This window comes from Flavobacterium sp. FlaQc-28 (genome assembly GCF_044007415.1).
Taxonomy (GTDB): Bacteria; Bacteroidota; Bacteroidia; order Flavobacteriales; family Flavobacteriaceae; genus Flavobacterium.
In genome coordinates this window covers 477,999-500,410 of sequence record NZ_JBIPCM010000002.1, presented here as the reverse complement: position 1 = coordinate 500,410, position 22,412 = coordinate 477,999, and the positions used below count along the sequence as shown (strand labels likewise).

Genomic DNA, 22,412 nt, shown 5'->3' with positions numbered 1-22,412 from the left:
TTTAAATTCGTGTTGTATACCCTAACACAGGCTGTTTATTAAAATTAAATTCTTCTGTTTCCTGATTCATTATCAAAACTGTTTTTGGTTCTACTTCCATCGGGAAGAAATGCTCATAAAAACAATCTATAAATCTTTTTATTGATCCGTTGTGTATATAACTCTCAAAGGAATTATTCATAATTGGACCAATTTTTATTGTTACGTTCATCGAATAATCCATGTATTTATTCCCACAGATAAAATCGACTCCTAACCTATTTTCTCCCAAATTAATCTGTTCATTTTCTTCGCTGTATTCTTTTGAACTTGTACTTATATATTCTACTTTTTCTTCGATAATATTCTCCAGACAGCGACAGGACAGATCAATATCACCTACAATTTTATAAGCATAAGGCAGCAATTGTATGAACTTTGAGACCAAAACGGCAGGATAATTTTTTGATAATCCCCAAAAGTCATAGAAAAAATCAAGAGGTTTACTACCATTTAGTTTATATAAAAGGCTTTTCTCAACACTTTCAATTTTTGTACGATAATGAAAAATTTCATTTTCAAAAGGATCAAAAAAACTGCGCGCTTCGTTTTCCTGTTTTTTCTGATGCTTATGCTCCTTTATCATCTGGCGAACAGACTTGTCTGTTTTGTTTTCAGACAAACTATGTACAAATCCCTCTGGCAAAGAATCATACATGCTGTCACGAGATAAAAGCATTGTAACATAATCATGCCTAATATAATTATCGTCCTGAATTACAGCACCTAAAACATCTTTTCTGTAAGCTCTTGAAAACTGTCCTTGATTTGAAATGGTAATTTCATCAGCAGAAATAACCTCTTTTTCTATTAGTTCGTTAGCAATAATTTCTGCTCGAATATCATAAGAAATGCTTTCTATTTCCTGTACTATATTTTCAAGATCTTTATTATTTTTTTCTTGTATCTTCATTTATTCGCCCTGCTCCTATATATCGCAATTGAAAATATTCATCATTAAAATTGTAAATCCCTAAACCTTTATCTGTACAAGCCAAAATTCTGTCATTGTGCAGATACAAAGCCACATCTGAAATAGGATGATCTTTATCGTATCTAAAAAAAACCAGATCGCCTTCGACCAAAAATGTACGTCCAGTAAAAATCTGAATAGACTTTGATTTCCACATTCCTGCTGGATCTTTAGGCAGTGTAACTTTATAAACATCACTATATAGAGATTGAAGAAAATAAGAGCAGTCTATTCCTTTTTTAGAAAAACTCTTTTCCTTATATGGCGTATTAAGCCATGGATCAAAATAAGAATAGAGTTTATAGTTGGTAATCCTATTAGGCATAACTGCCAATACAATTGAGTATTTCTCTTTTAGATATAAAACTTCATCACTTAGATTTTCAGAATTATCATTAACAACGGTTTTATTTTTTAAACTAGTTTCTTCCATTTCGGTTTCCTTTTTAAGTAACTCTAGTGAGTAATCATATTTAAAAGGGATTTGAGAAATATATTTTTTTCCAGTACATCCAAAGCATATAGCAACAAGCAACAGAACAAATAACTGTTTCATTTTTTAGTATTAATAATTAGAAATTGAAATGCCTGAATTAGATTCTTCACAGTTAAAAAATGAGATAGAAGTGGTATTTCTCATTTCTAACAAATGGCATTAGAATAGGTATATATTTACAAATATAGAATTTTATTTTTAATTTTTATAAGATTTTACACATAGTATTAAATAAATAAAGTTATTTTTGCCAATCTTATCATACAAGCCTAAAAATGAACACTAAAAAAATAGACAGCAGAATCATACTTTTTTTTAGTATTATTCTTCTTATCGCAATTGTATCTTTTCTAATACAATTTTTTAAACATGTAGACTGCAATGATGTCAAGTATTACATATTCTCTGATCATTCGCAAAGTGAAGAACCTGTTGAATTTTATGACAGAACACCCAATGCTAAATCCTGGAAATGGGATTTTGGAGACGGCTCTAATACAGATACCCGAAGACATACTTTTCATACTTATAAAAAGCCGGGTAAATACGTTGTAACTCTTACCATTAATGGAGAATGCACTCACACCAAAGAGCTTGTTCTTACAGATAAATACTTATTAGACAAACTGGGAACTCCAAAAATTATAACTTCAAAAGTAATTACAGTTGGGCAGGCAACTTATTTTAATTCTATCTCAGAAAATGCAAAAACATGGGAATGGGTTTTTGGTGAAGGAAGAGGAGTCATTGAGACATCTTCTAATCCTGTATATACTTTTTTAACTCCGGGAGAAAAAACCATCACTCTTGTTATTAATGGAGATTTCAGCAAGGTTGCCAAAAAAGTAATTTATGTGCATCCTAAAGTAATTAAGAAAACAAATCCACTGGATGTAACTTCTTATGTGTATGAAAAAAATGCCGAATCTTTCAGCCTGCCAAGAGGCTCTGTAAAGAAAGATCCTCTAGACGATATGCTGCAATATGTTCCTGTAGCACCAAAAAACAAAACTCAAAAAGACAGTATTACACCAATTAAAAAGGCGCCTAAAATATCTGAAGATCAATTTGAAATCCTATTAAACAAAGTTGCAGAAGGAAGCAAAGTAAAAGATGATTTTGCTGATTTTTTATGCGATGATCTGGATGTTCCAGTCGTAAAAAATGATAAAGATTTATTGACTTTTTCTCAATTATGTGCTTCATTAAAAGGAAAAAAAATAAAGATAGAATCAATACGTCTTAACAAAGATAAACAGACAAATTGCATTAAAGGAATAAATATCAGTTACAAAGTAAAAAAGTATCTGATATGGTCTAAAGATTAATTTTGGTATGGAAGAAGAAAAAAATGTTTTCAGCACAGAACTATTAAGTGCACTCGAAATTGCTAAAAAAATTGCTAAAGCCAATTTAAATAAATATTACTCAGCACCTCATTTACTCAAAGCCATTCTAACTCGTGATTTATCACTTTTGAAACGTCTTGAAAATATGAATAAAGATGTATATTATCTTGACGAATGGGCAGAAGTACGAATAGAAGAAGAACCAAAAACAACAAATGTTCTTGATGCAGAACCTAGTGATTTAATTGACGAAATTATTAAAGAAGCTGAATCAATAAGAATAGCATTGAATGAAGAGGAAATTAGTCTTTATGCCATAATTACAGCTATTAGTTCTCCTGGTGTGGCTTTTTCGTTTGATCAAATGAAAACTTATCCTATATCACGAAATGAATTGCTGGAAGAAATAGAAACAATTCCGCAAAACACTGCATTCTCGAAACAAGAAATTAAAAAAGGCTTTTTAAGTAAATATTGTATTCATAAAAATACTGAAAAGAGAAACAATAAAGTTTTAGCCATCGGGCGTGAATCAGAATTAAATACCATTAAAGAAATTTTATGCCGCTTCTCCAAGCCAAATGTTTTATTAATTGGAGATCGAGGTATTGGAAAATCAATTCTAATTGACACCTTAATTCAAAATATAACTGATAACCAAGTTCCTGATATATTAATCAAAACACAGCTGTTTGAATTAGATTTATCTTCGTTAATTGCTGGTGCATCATACAAAGGTGAAATTGAGGATCGCTTAAAAAACTGCATTCACGAATTACAGCAGTTTCCTAAGTCCATTCTTATTATTGAAGAAATTCATACTTTATTGGATAAAAATGGCGGCGACTCAGGAGTGTCCAACATTTTAAAAAGTGAGATGGCAAAAGGTTTAAACATTATTGCAACCTCGACGATAGATGAGTTTTCAAAAAGAATAGAAAAAGAACAAGGTCTTGCTGGTATGTTTGAAATTGTCAAACTAGATGAGGCAAATGATGAAACATTATTTCGAATGATTCGTGAATCAATCAAAATTTATCAGGAACATCATAAAATTCAGATTGACAGCGAAACCATTTCAGAATCAATACGATTATCTAGAAGATATTTAAAAGAAAAAAGTCTTCCAGAGTCAGCAATTAATTTGATTGATCATACAATGTCGGTTTTAAAAACTTCAGGTGAGACTTTTTTAAAAGAAAAAGGAGCACTTCAAAACAAATTAGCTGTTTTAAAAAACAATGATGCCAATTTATCTGAAGAACAATTAATTAAAGAATGTCACTGGTTTTTAGCAGACATATTACAAAAAAACGCCTTTTTATTGATTACTGAAGAAGAAAATGAAACAAAACAATTAGAATCTTCTGCAGCTTTAATTAGTCAAACAACACTTCTTTTAAACACTCTTGAAATAAGAGCTCTGGACAAAAGAAGCCACATTGAAGCATTTGATCTTTCTTTAGTCATTGCCCAAAAAACGGGTATTCCCGCAGGCAAACTAAATGAAGAAGAAAAGCAAAAACTAAGCACCATTGAAGAAGTCTTAAACCAAAGAGTTATTGGTCAGGATCATTGTATTTCGACCGTTGCAGGTTCAATTTTAGAATCAAGATCAGGATTGAGTAAAGCTGGACAGCCTATTGCATCATTCTTCTTTCTAGGTCCAACCGGAACAGGAAAAACAGAATTAGCCAAATCTTTAGCCGAATTCCTTTTTCAAGATGAAAATGCAATTATCCGATTTGATATGTCTGAATTTAAAGAAGAACATTCTGCAGCACTGCTCTATGGTGCACCTCCTGGATATGTTGGTTATGAAGAGGGCGGCTTGTTAGTAAACAAGATCAGACAAAAACCTTATTCCATTGTTTTATTTGATGAAATTGAAAAAGCACATCCTTCAGTTTTTGATGTTTTTCTTCAAATTATGGATGAAGGAAAACTCCATGACCGATTAGGAAAGGAAGGCGATTTCTCGAATGCAATTATTCTTTTTACCTCGAATATTGGTGCAGATCATATTGTCACGACTTTCAATAATGGTGAAATTCCGACTTCAAGTTCTTTAATGGAAATTATGGCAAATTATTTCAGACCTGAATTTTTGGGACGTTTAACAGAAATTGTACCTTTTGCGCCTATCAGCAAAGAAAATGCGTTGAAAATATTTGAAATTCATCTTAAGAAAGAGTTCATGGATTTGCTGAAAAACATCAATATTAGAGTTGAAATTCCGATAGAAGCGAAACTTTATCTTGCTGAAAATGGTTACAATGCCAAATATGGAGCGAGACCAATTAAAAGTATTATTAGAACACATTTAAGAAGACCTTTAGCAAAAAAAATAATTTCTGGTGAAGTGCAAGACGGAGATACAATTTCTGTCAGCATCGAAAACAACGAAGTAAAATGGATTAAGGAAGAAGTCGTTTCTCTTTAAAATTAGACTTCGACAATTTTATATAAAAAAACGCTAAGAAATCAATCTTAGCGTTTTTTGTTTTTTTATTCTAAAATCAAACCAATCTGGCCATCATCTTCTAATTCTGTTTCGACTGAATCATCTTCTGGCAATTCTGGTTTTTCTGGAACTTCTTCTACTGGTTCTTCAAAAGGAAGCGGATCCAACAAATTAACTTGTTTTAGTTTATCTGCCGTTAATTGATTTCCTAAAGCTTTAAAACCTTTTACGGCAATAAAATCTTCAACATCAATATGCAGATCTTCTTTTTGAACTCCTTTTACTTTTGCAAAAACTAATTGCGCTACAGGACGATAATCCGTTGATACAATTTCTAACTGCGAATTTGGATGATCTGTAATAAAACTTTCTTCTTTACCTTCGTTTTCTACCAAGAAACGTTTTAAGAAATAACGTTCTTTTTCTCCATCGTAATAAATCGCCGAAATTGGTTTTTTAGGTTTCCATTTTTCCAACACAATCATATCTTCCTCAAAATGAGTAGATAATTCTGGAATAATAACTTTTAATTTTCCTGTCTGACTGATTACTAAAATTTTATCACTTGGTTTAAATTCTCCAAGCAATTCTCCTCTAGCATCAACATTCAAACGTTTAACAGTATCATCAAACCAAACTTTTCTTGGCAGTAAAGTCGAAATCCCTTTTTCCTTTAATTCAATTTTTTTGATTGGATATTTGGTCACTAAATTTCCTTTAGAACCACGTCCTTTAATTGCCAATTTAGCAAAATCAATATCGAATTTCAGTTTTTTAATAGTTCCTATTTGACGCAATAAAATAGTTACAACCTCAGCTTCTCCGTTCGGGTTATGTGAAAAATACACAACTTGCGAACCATTTGTTCCGTTTGTTAAATCGTACGCTTTATCACGCGTCACACCCGAAACATTGAAACGTTTGATATACGACGGACCTGATTTTCCATCACGATACATCATATTGTAAATAGTACGTTTATCACTCTTATCAAAAACGGCAGCATGTATAATATCTTTTCCGATAAAAGTTTTGGCATCTACTTTTGTAATCATCAATGTTCCGTCTCGTAAAAACACAATGACATCGTCAATATCAGAACAGTCACCTACGTATTCGTCTTTCTTTAAACTCGTTCCTACGAAACCTTCTTCACGGTTTACGTATAGTTTTGTGTTACGTAAAACTACCTTTGTAGCTTCAACATTATCAAAAACACGAAGTTCTGTTTGACGTTCTCTGCCCTTTCCGTATTTCTCTTTTAATTTAGTAAAGTAAGCAATTGCAAAATCTGTTAAATGCTCCAGATTATGCTCTACTTCTTTCATCTCTTCTTCTAACCTTGAAATCAATTCATCGGCTTTATCAGAATCGAAACGTGTAATACGAATCATTGGAATTTGAGTCAAACGCTGTAAATCTTCATCAGTAATTTCTCTGACAAATGATTTTTTGAAAGGCTCAAAACGATCGTATAAATATTTATAAAGTGATTCTCTGTCTCCGTATAATTTAAAGTCAATATACATTTCTTCACGAATGAAGATTTTTTCTAAAGTAGAGAAATGCCACTTATTTTTTAATTCTTCTAATTGAATTTCTAACTCCTGACGAAGCAAATCAACTGTTCTGTGTGTTGAAATTTTCAACATTTCAGAAACTCCAATAAACAACGGCTTATTATCTTCAATAACACATCCTAAAGGTGCTACAGAAGTTTCGCAGGCTGTAAAAGCAAATAATGCATCAATTGTTTTATCTGGCGAAACGCCCGGGAAAAGATGAATTAAAATCTCAACATCAGCTGCAGTGTTATCTTCAATTTTCTTTATTTTGATTTTACCTTTATCATTGGCTTTCAAAATACTGTCAATCAAACTAGATGTATTGGTTGAAAACGGAATTTGCGTAATCACCAATGTATTTTTGTCTAATTGCGAAATTTTAGCACGCACACGCACACGTCCGCCGCGAAGTCCGTCATTATAATTCGACACGTCGGCAATACCTTGTGTCATGAAATCAGGATATAATGTAAAAGGTTTTCCTTTTAGAATTTTGATAGATGCATCAATTAATTCATTGAAGTTATGAGGCAGTACTTTTGTAGAAAGCCCAACCGCAATACCTTCAGCTCCCTGCGCTAAAAGCAATGGGAATTTTACTGGAAGATTGTTTGGTTCTGCACGACGACCATCATACGAAACTCCCCAATCTGTAATTTTTGGAGAGTATAAAACCTCCAAAGCAAATTTTGATAAACGTGCCTCAATATAACGCGAAGCTGCTGCTCCATCACCTGTTAAAATATTTCCCCAGTTTCCCTGGCAATCAATCAATAAATCTTTTTGACCAATTTGCACCATGGCGTCACCAATACTCGCATCTCCGTGTGGGTGATACTGCATGGTGTGACCAACAACATTGGCAACTTTATTATAACGACCATCATCCAACTCTTTTAAAGAGTGCATAATACGACGCTGAACTGGTTTAAATCCGTCCTCGATAGCAGGAACTGCACGTTCCAGAATTACATACGAAGCATAATCCAAAAACCAGTCTTTGTACATTCCCGTTACTTTGGTAATAACGTCCTCTCCTTCTTCTTCCTGATTTTCATAAAAATGCTGTCCTTCGAAATGCTTAGCATCTACATCGATAATCTCATCGTCATCTCCATCCTGATTGTCATCAATCGGGTTTTCATCTTGATTATTCTCGTCGTCGTTTGGAATTATGTTATCGTCTTCTTCGTCTTTCATTTAATTATATTCTAATTATAATTCTATTTGTTTTCGAGTAGTTCTTTTAAAGCTTCAACACTTGGTAAAACGGTCTTATATTTACTGGCAAATATTTGCTCATTATTTTCTGGTAAAGTATATTTTACTACAGCTTCACTTTTGGTCTGACAAAGTACAATTCCGATAGTTTTATTTTCATCTTCCAATCGCATTTCTCTATCGTAATAATTGACATACATTTGCATCTGACCTAAATCTTGATGTTTTAATTCGCCTATTTTCAAATCTATAAGCACAAAACACCGCAGTATTCTATTGTAAAAAACTAAATCAATTCTAAAATGTTTATCATCAAAAGTAATTCTTTCCTGTCTTGCAACAAAAGTAAAACCATGACCCAATTCTAGCAAAAACTGCTCTAGTTTACTGATAATTTCTTCTTCTAACTCCGATTCAGAATATTGATTCAATTCTGGTAATCCTAAAAACTCCAGAATATAAGGATCTTTAATGATATCTTTAGGTTTCTCGATAATCTGACCTTTCTCTGAAAGCTTCAAAATTCCTTCTTTATCTCTGCTTAAAGCTAATCGTGTATAAAGTGCCGTATCATATTGACGTTTTAGTTCTCGAACGCTCCAATTATTTTTTTCAGATTCGATTTTATAAAAACGTCTTTCCTTTTCATCATCAATTCTCATTAAAAAGACATAATGGGTAAATGTCAATTTAAAGAATGAAGATAATGTCTGATAATCTACCCTATTCAATTTCGTAGTCGGTGACTGCGTTTTTTGAATTTGCAAAATCCGAGTCAGTGACTCGGAAATTGAGAAAGTCAAATAAAACTTTCTCATATTACTTAAATTATCAACTGAAAAACCTTTACCAAACTCTTTTGTCAACTGTTGAGAAAGACTTTGCAAGAGCTGTTTTCCATATTCAGCTCTATCTTTTCCATTTTGCTCTTCTTCAACAATAATTCTTCCTATTTCAAAATAGGTAATTGTCATTGTTGAATTTACAGTACGTAAAACCTGTTGACGGGCATTTTGCAATAGCTCGGCAACTTGCTGATAAATAACTTTGTTTTGCAGACCGTCTGACACTATTTATTATCCTAAAAATTCTTAAACCTCCTCAAGCTCATCAATCTCCACTTTCAAATTCTTGATAATAAACTCTTGTCTATCCGGTGTATTTTTACCCATATAGAAAGATAACAATTGTTCAATTGAAGTATGTTTATCCATCATAACTGGATCAAGGCGGATAGTGTCACCAATAAAGTTTTTGAACTCATCTGGCGAAATCTCTCCTAAACCTTTAAATCGGGTGATTTCTGGTTTTGGTTTTAGTTTTTCAATCGCGTCTTTTCTTTCATCTTCAGAATAACAATAAATCGTTTCTTTTTTGTTTCTAACCCTGAAAAGCGGTGTTTGCAAAATGTACAAATGCCCTTCTTTGATTAACTCTGGGAAAAACTGTAAAAAGAAAGTAATTAGAAGCAAACGAATGTGCATTCCATCGACATCGGCATCGGTTGCGATTACGATGTTGTTGTAACGCAGTTTTTCTAATCCGTCTTCAATATCTAATGCAGCTTGCAATAAATTGAATTCTTCGTTTTCATATACAATTTTCTTCGTCATTCCGTATGAATTCAGAGGCTTACCACGCAAACTGAAAACTGCTTGCGTATTTACGTCACGTGACTTTGTAATCGATCCAGAAGCCGAATCTCCCTCGGTAATAAAAAGCGTGCTTTCTAAGTTTCTTGGGTTTTTAGTATCTGGAAGATGCGCGCGGCAGTCTCTTAATTTTTTATTGTGAAGATTGGCTTTTTTAGCACGATCTGTCGCTAGTTTTCTAATTCCTGATAATTCTTTACGCTCACGTTCAGCTTGTAGAATTTTACGCAATAAAGCCTCCGCAGTTGTTGGATTTTTATGCAGATAATTATCTAACTTGGTTTTGATAAAATCGTTTACGAAAGTACGAACAGAAACTGCTGGTGTTCCATCATCAGAACCCATATCTGTAGAACCCAATTTTGTTTTGGTCTGAGACTCAAAAACAGGTTCCATTACTTTAATACTAATCGCACTTACAATCGATTTACGAACGTCTGATGCTTCGAAATTCTTATTGTAAAACTCACGAATCGTTTTTACAACAGCTTCACGGTAGGCTGCTAAGTGCGTTCCTCCTTGTGTTGTATTCTGTCCATTGACAAAAGAGTGATATTCTTCGCTGTACTGCGTTTTACTGTGTGTTAACGCAACCTCGATATCATGTTCTTTTAAGTGGATAATTGGGTATTCTAAATCATCTTCGCTGATTGTTTCTTCTAATAAATCACGAAGTCCGTTTTCTGAGTAATATTTTTCTCCATTGAAAATAATAGTCAAACCATTGTTCAAATAACAATAGTTTTTGACCATTTTAATTACATATTCTAAACGGAATTTATAGTTTTTGAAAATCGTTTCGTCTGGCGTAAAAGTTACTTTTGTTCCTTTACGTTTTGTAGTTTCAATTACATCTTCTTCTGAAACTAAATTTCCAGCAGAAAACTCCGCCGCTTTTTGTTTATCATCACGAACAGATTCTACACGAAAATAATTGGAAAGTGCATTTACCGCTTTTGTTCCAACACCGTTCAAACCAACTGATTTTTGAAAAGCCTTAGAATCGTACTTTCCACCTGTATTCATTTTCGAAACTACATCGACTACTTTTCCTAACGGAATTCCACGTCCGTAATCACGAACTGAAACCGTTTTATCTTTGATAGTCACTTCAATAGTCTTTCCAGAGCCCATTACGAACTCATCGATACAGTTGTCTAAAACCTCTTTTAAAAGAATATAAATACCATCATCAGGAGAAGAACCGTCTCCCAATTTTCCGATATACATTCCGGGACGCATACGGATATGTTCTTTCCAATCAAGCGAACGAATATTATCTTCGGTATATTGATTTTGCTCTAGCATATATGAATTTAGGATTTTTTGCTAATGTACCATTTCTTAACAAAAAATAAAAGCGTATTTTCTTTTTGTTATGAATAATAACAGTTTAAAATCTATTTAAATTGATTTTAAAATAAAACAGGGGCCAAATTTATGGAAAAACTGCTTTTTCGGCAAAAAAATACTATTTGATTCCGAGTACTTCTTTCGCCAAAGCAATCATTTCGGGCGTTCCCGTATTTTTGTTTTTTTCATCAGAAAGTTTTACAACACCTTCCCAATGTCTGTTTTCAAGTTTTACTTCGGTTAATTTTATAACCATATTCATCGATGGCAAACCTACATCATTGGTAAAATTGGTTCCTATTCCAAACGACATCTTGATTTTGCCTTTACAAAAATCTGTTATACTTTTTACTTTATCATAATTTAGAGAATCCGAGAAAACAATGACTTTTGATTGCGGATCAATTCCCATTTTAGCGTAATGCGAAATTACTTTTTGTGCAAATTCAATCGGGTCGTCGCTGTCATGACGAACTCCATCAAAAAGTTTAGAGTATTTTTTATCGAATTGGCTAAAGAAAATTTCAGTAGTATAAGTGTCTGTCAAGGCAATTCCTAAATCCCCTCCATAAACTTGCGTCCAGTGTTCTAGACTCATAAAATTAGCCATTTTAAACCCATATTGCGCTGCATGAAACATAAACCATTCATGAGCATGAGTTCCTAAAGGCCTGATATTATTAACCATCGCAAAATGTACATTGCTGGTTCCTATAAAACTTTCTGAACCAAACGTTCGAAGCGTATCATTTACCAAAACATGCACATCATAAGAATGACGACGTCGTGTACCAAATTCTAAAATCGAAACTCCAAGCTTGTTATAATTGTCAATCTTGTTCTTGGTAAGCTCTTTTATTGCCTCGTCGTTTAAGCGAATTAAATGATTGGATTTATAAAAAAGCTCCGAAATTAACGCCATCAAAGGTACTTCCCATAAAATAGTACGATACCAATAACCTTCTACCGTAACTTTTATATCCGATCCTTCCTGACTAATTTGAACTTCTGAAGGATCATAAATATAACCATGCAAAAAGTCGAAATAGGTAGGATCTAAATAAGGACAATGATGAGATAAATACTGTTTTTCCTCTTTAGTCAATCGCAAATCGGCCATTGCATCAACCGATTTTCGAAGTAAATCTGCAAATCCAGGCGGAAAAATATGTTTTCCCCTATTTATAAAACCATAACGAACTCTTGCCTTTGGAAAAAGTTTTATTACAGTGTGCTGCATCGTAAATTTATAGAAATCATTGTCTAAGATCGATTTCAAAAAAGTTGTTTCCATAGCGTATTAATTCAAGTCCTGAATGGCTAAGATACGGCAATTCGATAAAAGAAGAAAACCCAGCTAAACAAACCTTTTCAGGATTTATTTTTTAATTATTTTAAAAGAAACAATACTGCTTGTATTTGCATAAATGGTAATATAATCTCCTATGTTTTTATCGTAAGTGATTTGAAATTCTAAACTGCCGCGTTTTTCTTTTGAGTTTTGAATTTTAACGGGCTGATTCTTTTTATTGAGATAAAAAACCTGATCTGCTTTTGAAATGTTTTTGATTTCAAAAGTCATTTTATCTCCAAACTTAGCTCCAATAATTCCAGAATCTGGTGATTTAATTTTATAATCTTCTTCTATTGTTTTATTATAAATTAAAGGCCCGTTAAGAAAATCTTCTTTACTTAATTTATTTCCCAAATAAGAACCTGAATCAGGAAAATGCTTGGCGAAAAAATAATCTGGATCGGTATCAAAATAAACAGATGTAAAATCGTTAACCATTTTTCCTTTATTACTGTCATAATACCCTTGCCCCCAAGTAACATCAACTAAGCGCCACTTTTTATCGATCAAAACAGTATTCCAAGCATGGTTTGAAGAAGTTATTTTTCTTCCAATATCAGCCAATCTGGTTTTAGAATCTCCTCGAATTATTTCAGATTTAAGACCAACCAATTCAGCTAAATGTTGATACAAAGCCGTAAATCCTTCACAAACTGCTATTCTAGAAGTAAAAGCTTTTTGAAGCATTTTATCATTCAACGCTTTAATTTTGCGTTGCTTTTCTGCTTCTGTTGAGTATGAAAAACCTTGTGTTTTGGGCGGATTTAAAAAAGCATTGTAATCGTACTTTATATTAAAAGCCATCCAGCTGTAAATTGCTCTCGCTTTATCATAATCAGAATTGAAGTCTGTTTCAATTTTTTCTGCTAGTTTTTCTGTTGATGCAAATTTGCTTGGATATTTTGCAACAATTTTGTCAACTTCGCTAATTTTTTGTGCAAAAGTGTAATTCAAAAAAATACTGTTCAACAGCAGGAATATAAAAGCAATCTTTTTTTGCGGCATTGATTAAAAACTTGATTTGATAATATCTTTAAGTTCTTTATCTAACTCAGCATTTGATATTTTATTTTCTGCTAAATCAAAATTAGCATTAAATACCGGTAATGAAAATGTAGCTTTTATTTGCGCTCCATATCTTGGTAAAGCATTATTTGCAATTTCTAAAACTGATGCTCCGCCACGCGCTCCGGGTGAAGTTGCTAATAACAACATTGGCTTTTGCTGAAAAATTTCTTTCATTATTCTTGAACACCAATCAAAAAGATTTTTAAATGCTGCGGAATAATTTCCATTATTCTCTGCCAAAGAAACAACTAAAAGATCTGCGCTTTCTATTTTAGCCAAAAAAGCTTTTGCAAGTTCATGCTGACCAACCTGTTTCTCTAAATCAACGCTAAACAACGGCATTGCAAAATCATTTAAATCTAAAACTTCTACATCAGCATTTTCAAACAAACTTGCCGCGTAAGCTGCTAAATGTTTATTGATCGACTGTGTACTGTTACTTCCTCCAAAAGCTATTATTTTCATATTGTGGTATTTTTATTTTTTTTGAAACCATCTAAGTTACTTAAGTAAATTTAAATTTGACTTCTTAAATTGAAGACAAAGAATTCTAAATGAACTTATATAACTTACATGTTTTTTTAGACGTTTTCAATTTCAAAAATCTCTTTTTGTATTTCTACAGAGTACTCATTTGGTGAAATACTGCCGCCAAAAGTTTTCGCATAAACCTTGGTAAATTCAGCTCCAAAGTATAAAATAATGGCGGAATAATACACCCAAACCAATATTATAATTACGGAACCAGCTGCACCATATACGCTGGCAATTGTTGAATTTCCTAAATAAAGCCCAATCGCAAATTTACCTATCATAAATAAAACTGCGGTGCAGGAAGCGCCAATAAAAGCATCTTTCCATTTGATAACTCCGTCAGGTAAAGTTCGGAATATAATTGCAAAAAGCAATGTAATACTCGCTAAAACAATTACTAAATTTATAATATAAAACAGATAGACAGTAGTATCAGGTAAATACAGCTTTAATCGAGCATTTAAAACGTCAAGTGTCGCATTGAGCATTAAACTTACAAGCATTAAAAATCCAACAGTTACAATCATTGAAAATGACATTATTCTGTTTTGAATAAACTTTTTTAAACCTTTATTGGGCTTTGCCCGTAATCCCCAAATGTAATTTATCGAACTCTGAATTTCGGCAAAAACTCCCGAAGCTCCAATTAACAGCATTATAACCCCAAAAATCGTTACAAATAAGTTGCTGTCTGATAATTGAACATTTTTAATTGCTTCCTGAATTTGTACTGCAGCATTATTCCCAACCAACCTATTGATTTGACCATACAATTGCCCTGTAACTGCTTCTTGTCCAAAAAAAACGCCACAAATAGTAATTATAATTATCAATAAAGGAGGTAATGCAAAAATGGTATAATACGATAATGCTGCACTTAACTTTATAGCATTGTCATCATTAAATTCTAAAAATGTCGTTTTTAATAAATACCAGGATTTTGAAAATACATTTTGATTTTTCATCTGCATATTCTTTGAGATTCTCTCAAATTTAAGCATTTATAAAAAAAATCAATTCTTGTATTGTGATAGAATTTTATATTTTTTCCATATCTCAGTTTGAAACTTTTTTATATTCCTGATTGTAACCTAAATTTTTAATTTTCAGAATATTTTTAAAATCTTTTCTTGTTGGTTTTATTAAATAAGAAAGCGAATCTATCATTTTTGCTTTTATAGAAGTAACGGAATCCAATTTCTTTAAGTCATCTGGTAAGTAGATACTCTTAATTTTAAGAACATTCTTTTCTAGAGACATCATTTTTATTTTCCAAAAAACAGAATCTCTTGTACTTAAAACCAGCTGCCCATTGATACGTTTTAGTTTCTGATTATACGACAACCTAAACAACGTATCTGTCTCTTTTCTAGACAATTCAATTGAATCTCCTTTTTTAAATACATCAAATTTATATTTTGTGTCCTTAGAAATTAATTTTCCATCAACAAGGTCAAATTCAGATTTTAAAGAATCTAGTTTTTGTCTGTGAATCCTGAATTTAAAATAATATTCTTTAAAAATTCTATCTTCATCAATTCTCAAGAAAGTAGAATCTGAAGTCATATATAATCCTTTAAATTTAGAAGGAAAACTATTTAGCTCAGAATCATTAATGGGTTGAGGATTCTCAAAACAAAATGCTAAACCTCCAGATTCTGCCGCCAAATCTGCTTTTTTACAAGAAATACTCATTGAAACTATCGTTAAAAATAAAATCAGCTTTTTCATATCTCCAATTATTTATAATGACAAAAAATCCCTTTATCATAAACTGTCCATAAACTCGCTTTTTGATTTGCGGCTTTTAAAGCACAGTTTGCCCAAGTATTACAAGTGTAAAAAAGACTGTAACTTCCTTTTGCTTCATAAAAGGCATCTTTTCTTCCGTAGCTGTGACCTTCAATCCATTCTGGTTTTGTTGGATTATCGAAACTTTCAGAAATATAAGTAACCAAGTTTTGATAATTTTCTTTTGAAATCAAAATACGTTTGCAGTCTTCTCCTTCTTGCAGTTGCTTATAAAAGGTAGTATGTACTGCAGATGAACTCACTCCAAACGCAGCCTTCAATGCTGTGCTTGCCTTTAAGTCAGACCATTCTGGTGTGTCGAGATAAAAACCTTTGTCGCCCCAGCCAAAAGCGATAAAATTCATTATTGAATCTTTTGATTGGGTCTGATTAAATTGAATTTCATTTCGCCAATCTTTGATTTCATTTTTTATCGGAACGACAATATCGGTATGAACGCCGTTTGAAAGAATGTAAATTGGAATCGCATTTTGTTCTTCAACTTTTGCAACATCTGAATTCACTGTGATTTTCGAAATAATTAAAACTGATGAAATGTACAAAGCCAGAAAAGTGAAAATCCCGAAAAGTGTCCAGCCTAGAAATTTGAAAGTTTTTTTTAGCATTTTGATTGGTTGGTTTTAGATTAGTAATTGGTTAATTTTTCTCTAACCAATTTTTGAGCCAAATTTTTTCAAGTTGCTAATTCGTTTGCGAAATGGCACACGGATTTTACTGATTCGCTTTCGCGAAAGCGCGGATTTGAACGGGTTTTTTTTTAAAAAACTACAACGCAAAAGTACAGTTTGTCATTTCGACGAAGGAGAAATCTCCGCTAGAAACTCGACAAAGATTGGCGATTTTCTAGCGGAGCTACTTGCGAAGATTTCTCCTTCGTCGAAATGACACACTTTGTGAATATTAACTTTTAGGTATAAAAAAACTGCTGAATCTCTCCAGCAGTTTTAGTCTTTATTCTTTGTTCTTTCTTCTAAAAACAAATTAAACGTTGAAACGGAAGTGCATTACATCACCATCTTTTACAACATATTCTTTTCCTTCAACTTTAAATTTTCCAGCTTCTTTTGCTTTTGCTTCAGAACCGTATTGAACGTAATCTTCGTATGAAATCACTTCTGCACGGATGAACCCTTTTTCAAAATCAGTGTGGATAACTCCAGCAGCTTGAGGCGCTGTTGCTCCAATATTGATTGTCCAAGCACGAACTTCTTTTACACCAGCGGTAAAGTAAGTTTGCTGCTTTAATAATTTGTAAGCTGCACGAATTAAAACTGACGCTCCCGGCTCAGTTAATCCCATATCTTCTAGAAAAACTTGACGCTCTTCGTAGCTTTCTAATTCTGTAATATCAGCCTCTGCTCCTACTGAAAGAATAATAACTTCAGCTTCTTCGTCTTTTACTAATTCGCGAACTTGATCAACATATTTATTTCCGTTTACTGCTGAACTTTCGTCAACATTACAAACGTATAAAACTGGTTTTGCAGTAATTAATTGAAAAGCTTCCATAAGAACTTCTTCATCATTATTTTGAGGAATAATTGTTCTTGCAGATTTTGCTTGCAATAACGCTTCTCTAATTCTATTTAATAAAGCTTCTTCAGTTTGAGCTTCTTTGTTTCCAGTTTTTGCAGCACGTTTTACTTTTTCTAAACGTTTTTCGATCGTTTCTAAGTCTTTCAACTGCAACTCGATATCGATAGTTTCTTTGTCACGAATTGGATTTACATTTCCGTCAACGTGTACAATATTGTCATTATCAAAACAACGCAAAACGTGAATAATTGCATTACACTCTCTAATGTTTCCTAAAAACTGATTTCCAAGACCTTCACCTTTACTTGCACCTTTTACCAAACCTGCAATATCTACGATATCTACCGTTGCCATTTGTACACGTTCTGGTTTTACCAATTCTTCCAATTTATTGATTCTTGGATCTGGAACGTTTACAACACCAATATTAGGTTCGATTGTACAAAACGGAAAGTTAGCACTTTGCGCTTTTGCATTAGATAAACAATTAAATAATGTTGATTTTCCAACATTTGGTAATCCTACAATTCCTGCTTTCATCTGTTGTTTCTATTTATTTTTAGTAGACTCCAAATTTCTAGAGTCAAGCCACTAAGCAGTATCACTTAATGGATTATAATTTTAAGTTTTTCTTTCTCTTTATGCCAAAATGATATTTTTTGACTTTAAAATTTTGCAAATATAAGATTTAATAGCTCTTAAGCGAAGTAAAAATGTTTATTAATAAAATTACTTTTATTCAGCAGCTAATTTTTTTTAAAAACTCGAGAAATTATGCTTCTTAAAATATTTTTACACAAAAAAAATCCTGAATAAACTTCAGGATTTTTTTGTTATTTTAATCAAAACTACATTTTAAACTCTAAGGAACTTACAATTGCCTTTTCTTCATCTGTTGCAGTTAATCCTGAAATATCCCAGTAATTGGTCAGGATTTTATTCTTTTTATTAAAAAGCGATTTCTCTTTAAAAACATCACTTTCCTTATAAGTAAAATTTTGTTTATTAAAACTTGTTGTTGTAAAGCTATTACGCACTTGAATCTTTTTAACTGCATCTTTTAAAATAAGATTATAAGCTATTTCTTCGTTTGAGCTCAACAAATAATAATTCTTACCATCAAACCTATAATCTACTTTTACAAATGATCTTGTAATATTCTTTGAATTTATAGTCGTCTTTTCTTCTAATTTGTCAATATTTTTCGGAGTTGCATCAATTGTAAACTCTAAAATAAGTTTCTTTTCTGGATCGTAAATAATTTCAAAACTATCAATTGCTTCTTTTGCTTTCTCCAAAGGTGTAACTGTCATTACGTAGTAATCTTTATTCTTAGAATGACCTTTTATAATAAAATCGTATTCCTTTTTTGCTTTTGAACTTAAAAGCGGTTCAAAATATTTTAAGTTCGAATAATTTTCCATGATATTATTCAAATTGTAACCTTTTAAATCTGCACTTACATCTGTATCTAATATCCCGTAAGATCTGTTTTGTTCTACCAAAAGCGTTGTTTCTGCTTTTTTCTGATTTCCAGCGAATTGAAAATTAACAAGCCCGTCATTATAATAAGAATACTGGTTGTCGAGCATAAAAAACTCTTTCACATATACTTTCAGCCTATAAGATGCGGCTAACATATGTATAGAATTAGAAACTATTTTTTGAAGTACTTTTTGAGGTGATTGTTTAGACAAAACAACTTCATCTAGTTTATTATTCTTGCTGCTTAGATAAACTACAAAATTACTTTCTTTTAAGGAGGCCCATCGAATAGTTAAACTCTCGTAATTAGTTTCAGAAACCTGTATATTAGATCCTCCGCTTAACACAAAAACAGCTTTACCATCTTTATTCGTTAACAAAATCTGTTTGGTTTTCAAAACAACAGTCGTTGCATTTTCAATAGGTAACTGCGTTTCTATATCTTTTACAACTATAGAATGCTCCTCGTTTTGTGCAGAAATACTAGTACCGAATAACACAATACATAGAAGTATAATTTTCCTCATAGGCAATCTTAAATTTTCAACTAAAGTATTAATTTTATTCTTACAATTTCAAAAAAATAAAAATCAAAATACTAAAAACCAACAAAATAGCCTTTTTACAAAACCTTAAATTTTGAGCAAAAAAAATCCTGAATATAATATTCAGGATTTTTTTTTATCATTTATTCAGAAAGATTATTCATCTCCATGTAAAAACGCTTGTCTGTTTAACAAGGTTTCTTCATCTTCTACATGATTATCATCTGGTACACAACAATCAACAGGACATACAGCAGCACATTGAGGTTCATCATGAAAACCTTTACATTCTGTACATTTTCCTGGAACAATATAATAGATTTCGTCAGAAATTGGAGTTTGTGCATCTTCTGCATCAACTTCAGTTCCGTCTGGTAAAATTACTTTTCCTGAAAGACTAGTTCCGTCTTTGTATCTCCAATCATCAGCTCCTTCATAAATTGCTGTATTTGGGCATTCTGGTTCGCAAGCCCCACAATTAATACATTCGTCTGTTATAATTATTGCCATTTTATTCTTGATTACGAGTTAAAAGTTATCAGATTCCCATTAAAAATGTCAAACATTTTATTCGGCTTTGCCTTATAACTTAATATAGCTTATTTTTGTGCAAAATTACAATCAAAACCTTTCATAAACAAACATTATGACATTAGAAACAAAAAAAAGTGTTTTTGTTGAATTAGGAAAATTTTTAAGTCAGTTTTCTGAAAAGGAATCCGCAAAAAAATCTGACGTTTTATACAATGAAGCTTTTTTTGATGATTTTGAAAAACTAATAGCTTTATCACAATCTCACAATGGCTGGTATACTCCTGAGCAGGTTTTCTTTGCCATAAAATCATGGGCAGATGCTTTAACGGAAGAAAACATTGATAAATGGCTTTCTAATTATTCGTCTGAGTTTGCTCAAAGCGATAAAAAAGAAAAAACTGTTGCCTTAATTCTAGCCGGAAATATCCCGTTAGTTGGTTTTCATGATTTTTTATCTGTTATAATAACTGGAAACAGAGCCTTAATAAAAACATCTTCTAATGACCAGCATTTATTGCCGTTTTTGGCAAAGTACTTAATTGCTGTTGATGAAAATTTAAAAGATAAGATCACTTTTGTTGAAGGAAAATTAGAAAATTTTGATGCTGTTATCGCTACAGGAAGCAACAATACAGCACGATATTTTGAATATTATTTTAAAGATAAGCCTTCAATCATCAGAAAAAACAGAAATTCGGCTGCGATACTAAACGGAAAAGAAACTCATGAAGAATTAGAAGCTCTTGGCGAAGATATTTTTAGATATTTTGGTTTAGGATGCCGAAATGTTTCTAAACTTTTTGTACCAAAAGGCTATTCATTTGATGCGTTTTTTCAAGCTGTTTTTAAATATCAGGATGTTATTCATTATGAAAAATACGCTAATAATTACGATTACAACAAAGCGGTTTTTTTAATGAGTAATTTTAAATTGCTTGACAATGGCTTTTTGACTCTTAAAGAAGATTCTAGTTATGCCTCACCTATTTCGAGCGTTTTTTATGAATATTATGAAGATCTTGAAAGTTTACAAACTCGTATTGAAGCAGACGAAGAGCAAATACAATGTATCGTAAGCAATAATTTGATTAAAAACAGTACTGCATTTGGTCAAACTCAAAATCCGCAATTGTGGGATTATGCAGATAACGTTGATACTATAACGTTTTTGTTAACAACAAAGTAATAAAATGTTCAAATATTTCGAATAATTTATCGCTTTTTCAGCTCCTATTGCCGAAATTTGCGTCTTTAAAATTTCGACTATTAACAACAACCATGAAAAAACACAACTACAGCGCAGGACCAAGTATTTTACCTCAGGAAGTTTTTGAGAAGGCATCAAAAGCAGTTTTAAATTTTAATGATTCAGGATTATCGATTCTTGAAATTTCACACCGAAGCAAAGATTTCGTTGCTGTAATGGATGAAGCTCGTTCGCTTGCTTTAGAATTATTAGGACTTCAAGGAAAAGGATATCAAGCCTTATTTTTACAAGGTGGTGCAAGTACAGCATTCTTAATGGCTCCTTACAACTTGATGAAAGAAAATGGAAAAGCGGCTTATTTAGATTCAGGAACTTGGGCAGCGGCAGCTATTAAAGAAGCTAAGTTTTTTGGAGAAACTGTTATCGTAGGATCTTCAAAAGAAGAAAATTACAACCATATTCCAAAAGGATACGAGATACCATCTGATGCAGATTATTTTCACTGCACAAGTAATAATACCATTTTTGGAACTCAAATGAAAGACTTTCCAGCAACTAACGTTCCTGTTGTCTGCGATATGAGTTCTGATATTTTTTCACGCCAATTAGATTTCTCAAAATTTGATTTAATTTATGCTGGAGCTCAAAAAAACATGGGACCTGCAGGAACTACATTGGTAGTAATTAAAGAAGAAATTTTAGAAAAAAACGGAAGAACAATTCCTAGTATGTTAGATTATGCTAAACATATTAAAGCAGAAAGTATGTACAATACTCCCCCTGTTTTTGCAGTATATGTTTCGTTATTAACTTTACAATGGATTAAAGAAAAAGGCGGAATAGCTGCTGTTGAAAAACTGAATGACGCAAAAGCTGATTTACTTTATGCTGAAATAGACAGAAACCCATTATTTAAAGGGGCAGCTGCTGTAGAAGATCGTTCAAAAATGAATGTAACTTTCTTACTGAACAATGCTGATCATACTGCAGCGTTTGATGCTTTATGGAAAGAAGCAGGAATTTCTGGATTACCAGGACATCGTTCTGTTGGCGGTTACAGAGCTTCAATTTACAATGCTATGCCAATTGAAAGCGTTCAAGTTTTAGTTGATGTAATGAAAGCATTAGAAGCTAAAGTTTAATTTTTTTCGGTTAATCGTTAATTTGTTTAACTGTTTAATCGTCAAAAAATACTTCCTTTAAAATATCAAAAAAGAAAAATCAA

The 22,412-nt window shown here is 32.2% G+C and carries 18 protein-coding genes; 4 read left to right on the top strand and 14 right to left on the bottom strand.

What is annotated here, in order from left to right; translation table 11 throughout:
* Position 1 precedes the first annotated feature (1 nt).
* Together ACHRVL_RS08040 and ACHRVL_RS08035 are read right to left on the bottom strand one after the other, a co-directional pair.
* Positions 2-952 (bottom strand): type VI secretion system baseplate subunit TssG, encoded by a 951-nt coding sequence (locus ACHRVL_RS08040; RefSeq protein ID WP_395411714.1) that lies wholly within the window; start codon positions 950-952, stop codon positions 2-4.
* The gene (locus ACHRVL_RS08035) at positions 930-1,568 is read right to left on the bottom strand and encodes a C40 family peptidase (RefSeq protein WP_395411713.1); all 639 of its coding nucleotides are present in this window, start codon (positions 1,566-1,568) and stop codon (positions 930-932) included. Before ACHRVL_RS08035 ends, ACHRVL_RS08040 begins: the two co-directional genes overlap by 23 nt.
* Before the next feature lie 215 nt (positions 1,569-1,783).
* Here ACHRVL_RS08035 and ACHRVL_RS08030 point away from each other — a divergent pair, with 215 nt between their 5' ends.
* Both ACHRVL_RS08030 and ACHRVL_RS08025 read left to right on the top strand, forming a co-directional pair.
* Positions 1,784-2,836, top strand: coding sequence for a PKD domain-containing protein (locus tag ACHRVL_RS08030; protein ID WP_395411711.1), 1,053 nt, complete (start codon positions 1,784-1,786; stop codon positions 2,834-2,836).
* 7 nt (positions 2,837-2,843) lie between these two features.
* Positions 2,844-5,300: an AAA family ATPase gene (locus ACHRVL_RS08025; RefSeq protein WP_395411710.1), complete on the top strand. Its 2,457-nt coding sequence runs from the start codon at positions 2,844-2,846 to the stop codon at positions 5,298-5,300.
* 65 nt (positions 5,301-5,365) lie between these two features.
* Here ACHRVL_RS08025 and ACHRVL_RS08020 read toward each other — a convergent pair whose 3' ends face one another.
* From ACHRVL_RS08020 to ACHRVL_RS07965, 12 genes are all read right to left on the bottom strand, one after another.
* Positions 5,366-8,086, bottom strand: a complete 2,721-nt coding sequence (locus tag ACHRVL_RS08020; RefSeq protein WP_395411708.1) for a DNA gyrase/topoisomerase IV subunit A — start codon at positions 8,084-8,086, stop codon at positions 5,366-5,368.
* 23 nt (positions 8,087-8,109) lie between these two features.
* Complete coding sequence (locus ACHRVL_RS08015; RefSeq protein ID WP_395411706.1) at positions 8,110-9,177, bottom strand: YhcG family protein; 1,068 nt, start codon at positions 9,175-9,177, stop codon at positions 8,110-8,112.
* 21 nt (positions 9,178-9,198) lie between these two features.
* Positions 9,199-11,067 (bottom strand): DNA topoisomerase IV subunit B, encoded by a 1,869-nt coding sequence (locus ACHRVL_RS08010; protein ID WP_395411704.1) that lies wholly within the window; start codon positions 11,065-11,067, stop codon positions 9,199-9,201.
* A 163-nt stretch (positions 11,068-11,230) separates the two neighbouring features.
* The gene (pncB, locus tag ACHRVL_RS08005) at positions 11,231-12,406 is read right to left on the bottom strand and encodes a nicotinate phosphoribosyltransferase (RefSeq protein WP_395411703.1); all 1,176 of its coding nucleotides are present in this window, start codon (positions 12,404-12,406) and stop codon (positions 11,231-11,233) included.
* A gap of 84 nt (positions 12,407-12,490) precedes the next feature.
* Positions 12,491-13,471, bottom strand: a complete 981-nt coding sequence (locus ACHRVL_RS08000) for a transglutaminase domain-containing protein (protein WP_395411701.1) — start codon at positions 13,469-13,471, stop codon at positions 12,491-12,493.
* A 3-nt stretch (positions 13,472-13,474) separates the two neighbouring features.
* Positions 13,475-13,999 carry an NADPH-dependent FMN reductase gene (locus ACHRVL_RS07995; protein WP_395411700.1) on the bottom strand — a complete coding sequence of 175 codons (525 nt, stop codon included), beginning with the start codon at positions 13,997-13,999 and terminating at the stop codon, positions 13,475-13,477.
* A gap of 116 nt (positions 14,000-14,115) precedes the next feature.
* Positions 14,116-15,033, bottom strand: a complete 918-nt coding sequence (locus ACHRVL_RS07990; protein ID WP_395411698.1) for a YihY/virulence factor BrkB family protein — start codon at positions 15,031-15,033, stop codon at positions 14,116-14,118.
* Positions 15,034-15,124: 91 nt separating this feature from the next.
* On the bottom strand, positions 15,125-15,799 hold the full coding sequence (locus tag ACHRVL_RS07985) for a hypothetical protein (RefSeq protein ID WP_395411697.1): 675 nt from the start codon (positions 15,797-15,799) through the stop codon (positions 15,125-15,127).
* An 8-nt stretch (positions 15,800-15,807) separates the two neighbouring features.
* Positions 15,808-16,485, bottom strand: coding sequence for a TIGR02117 family protein (locus ACHRVL_RS07980; RefSeq protein WP_395411695.1), 678 nt, complete (start codon positions 16,483-16,485; stop codon positions 15,808-15,810).
* 376 nt (positions 16,486-16,861) lie between these two features.
* The gene (ychF, locus tag ACHRVL_RS07975; RefSeq protein WP_089052424.1) at positions 16,862-17,956 is read right to left on the bottom strand and encodes a redox-regulated ATPase YchF; all 1,095 of its coding nucleotides are present in this window, start codon (positions 17,954-17,956) and stop codon (positions 16,862-16,864) included.
* 308 nt (positions 17,957-18,264) lie between these two features.
* Positions 18,265-19,428: a hypothetical protein gene (locus ACHRVL_RS07970; protein ID WP_395411693.1), complete on the bottom strand. Its 1,164-nt coding sequence runs from the start codon at positions 19,426-19,428 to the stop codon at positions 18,265-18,267.
* Between the two features lie 174 nt (positions 19,429-19,602).
* Positions 19,603-19,956, bottom strand: coding sequence for a 4Fe-4S dicluster domain-containing protein (locus ACHRVL_RS07965; protein ID WP_089052425.1), 354 nt, complete (start codon positions 19,954-19,956; stop codon positions 19,603-19,605).
* A gap of 136 nt (positions 19,957-20,092) precedes the next feature.
* Here ACHRVL_RS07965 and ACHRVL_RS07960 point away from each other — a divergent pair, with 136 nt between their 5' ends.
* A complete protein-coding gene (locus tag ACHRVL_RS07960; protein WP_395411691.1) occupies positions 20,093-21,166 on the top strand; it encodes an acyl-CoA reductase in 1,074 nt (357 codons plus the stop codon).
* A 92-nt stretch (positions 21,167-21,258) separates the two neighbouring features.
* Positions 21,259-22,329 carry a 3-phosphoserine/phosphohydroxythreonine transaminase gene (gene serC / locus ACHRVL_RS07955; RefSeq protein ID WP_395411690.1) on the top strand — a complete coding sequence of 357 codons (1,071 nt, stop codon included), beginning with the start codon at positions 21,259-21,261 and terminating at the stop codon, positions 22,327-22,329.
* The last annotated feature ends 83 nt before the right edge of the window (positions 22,330-22,412 follow it).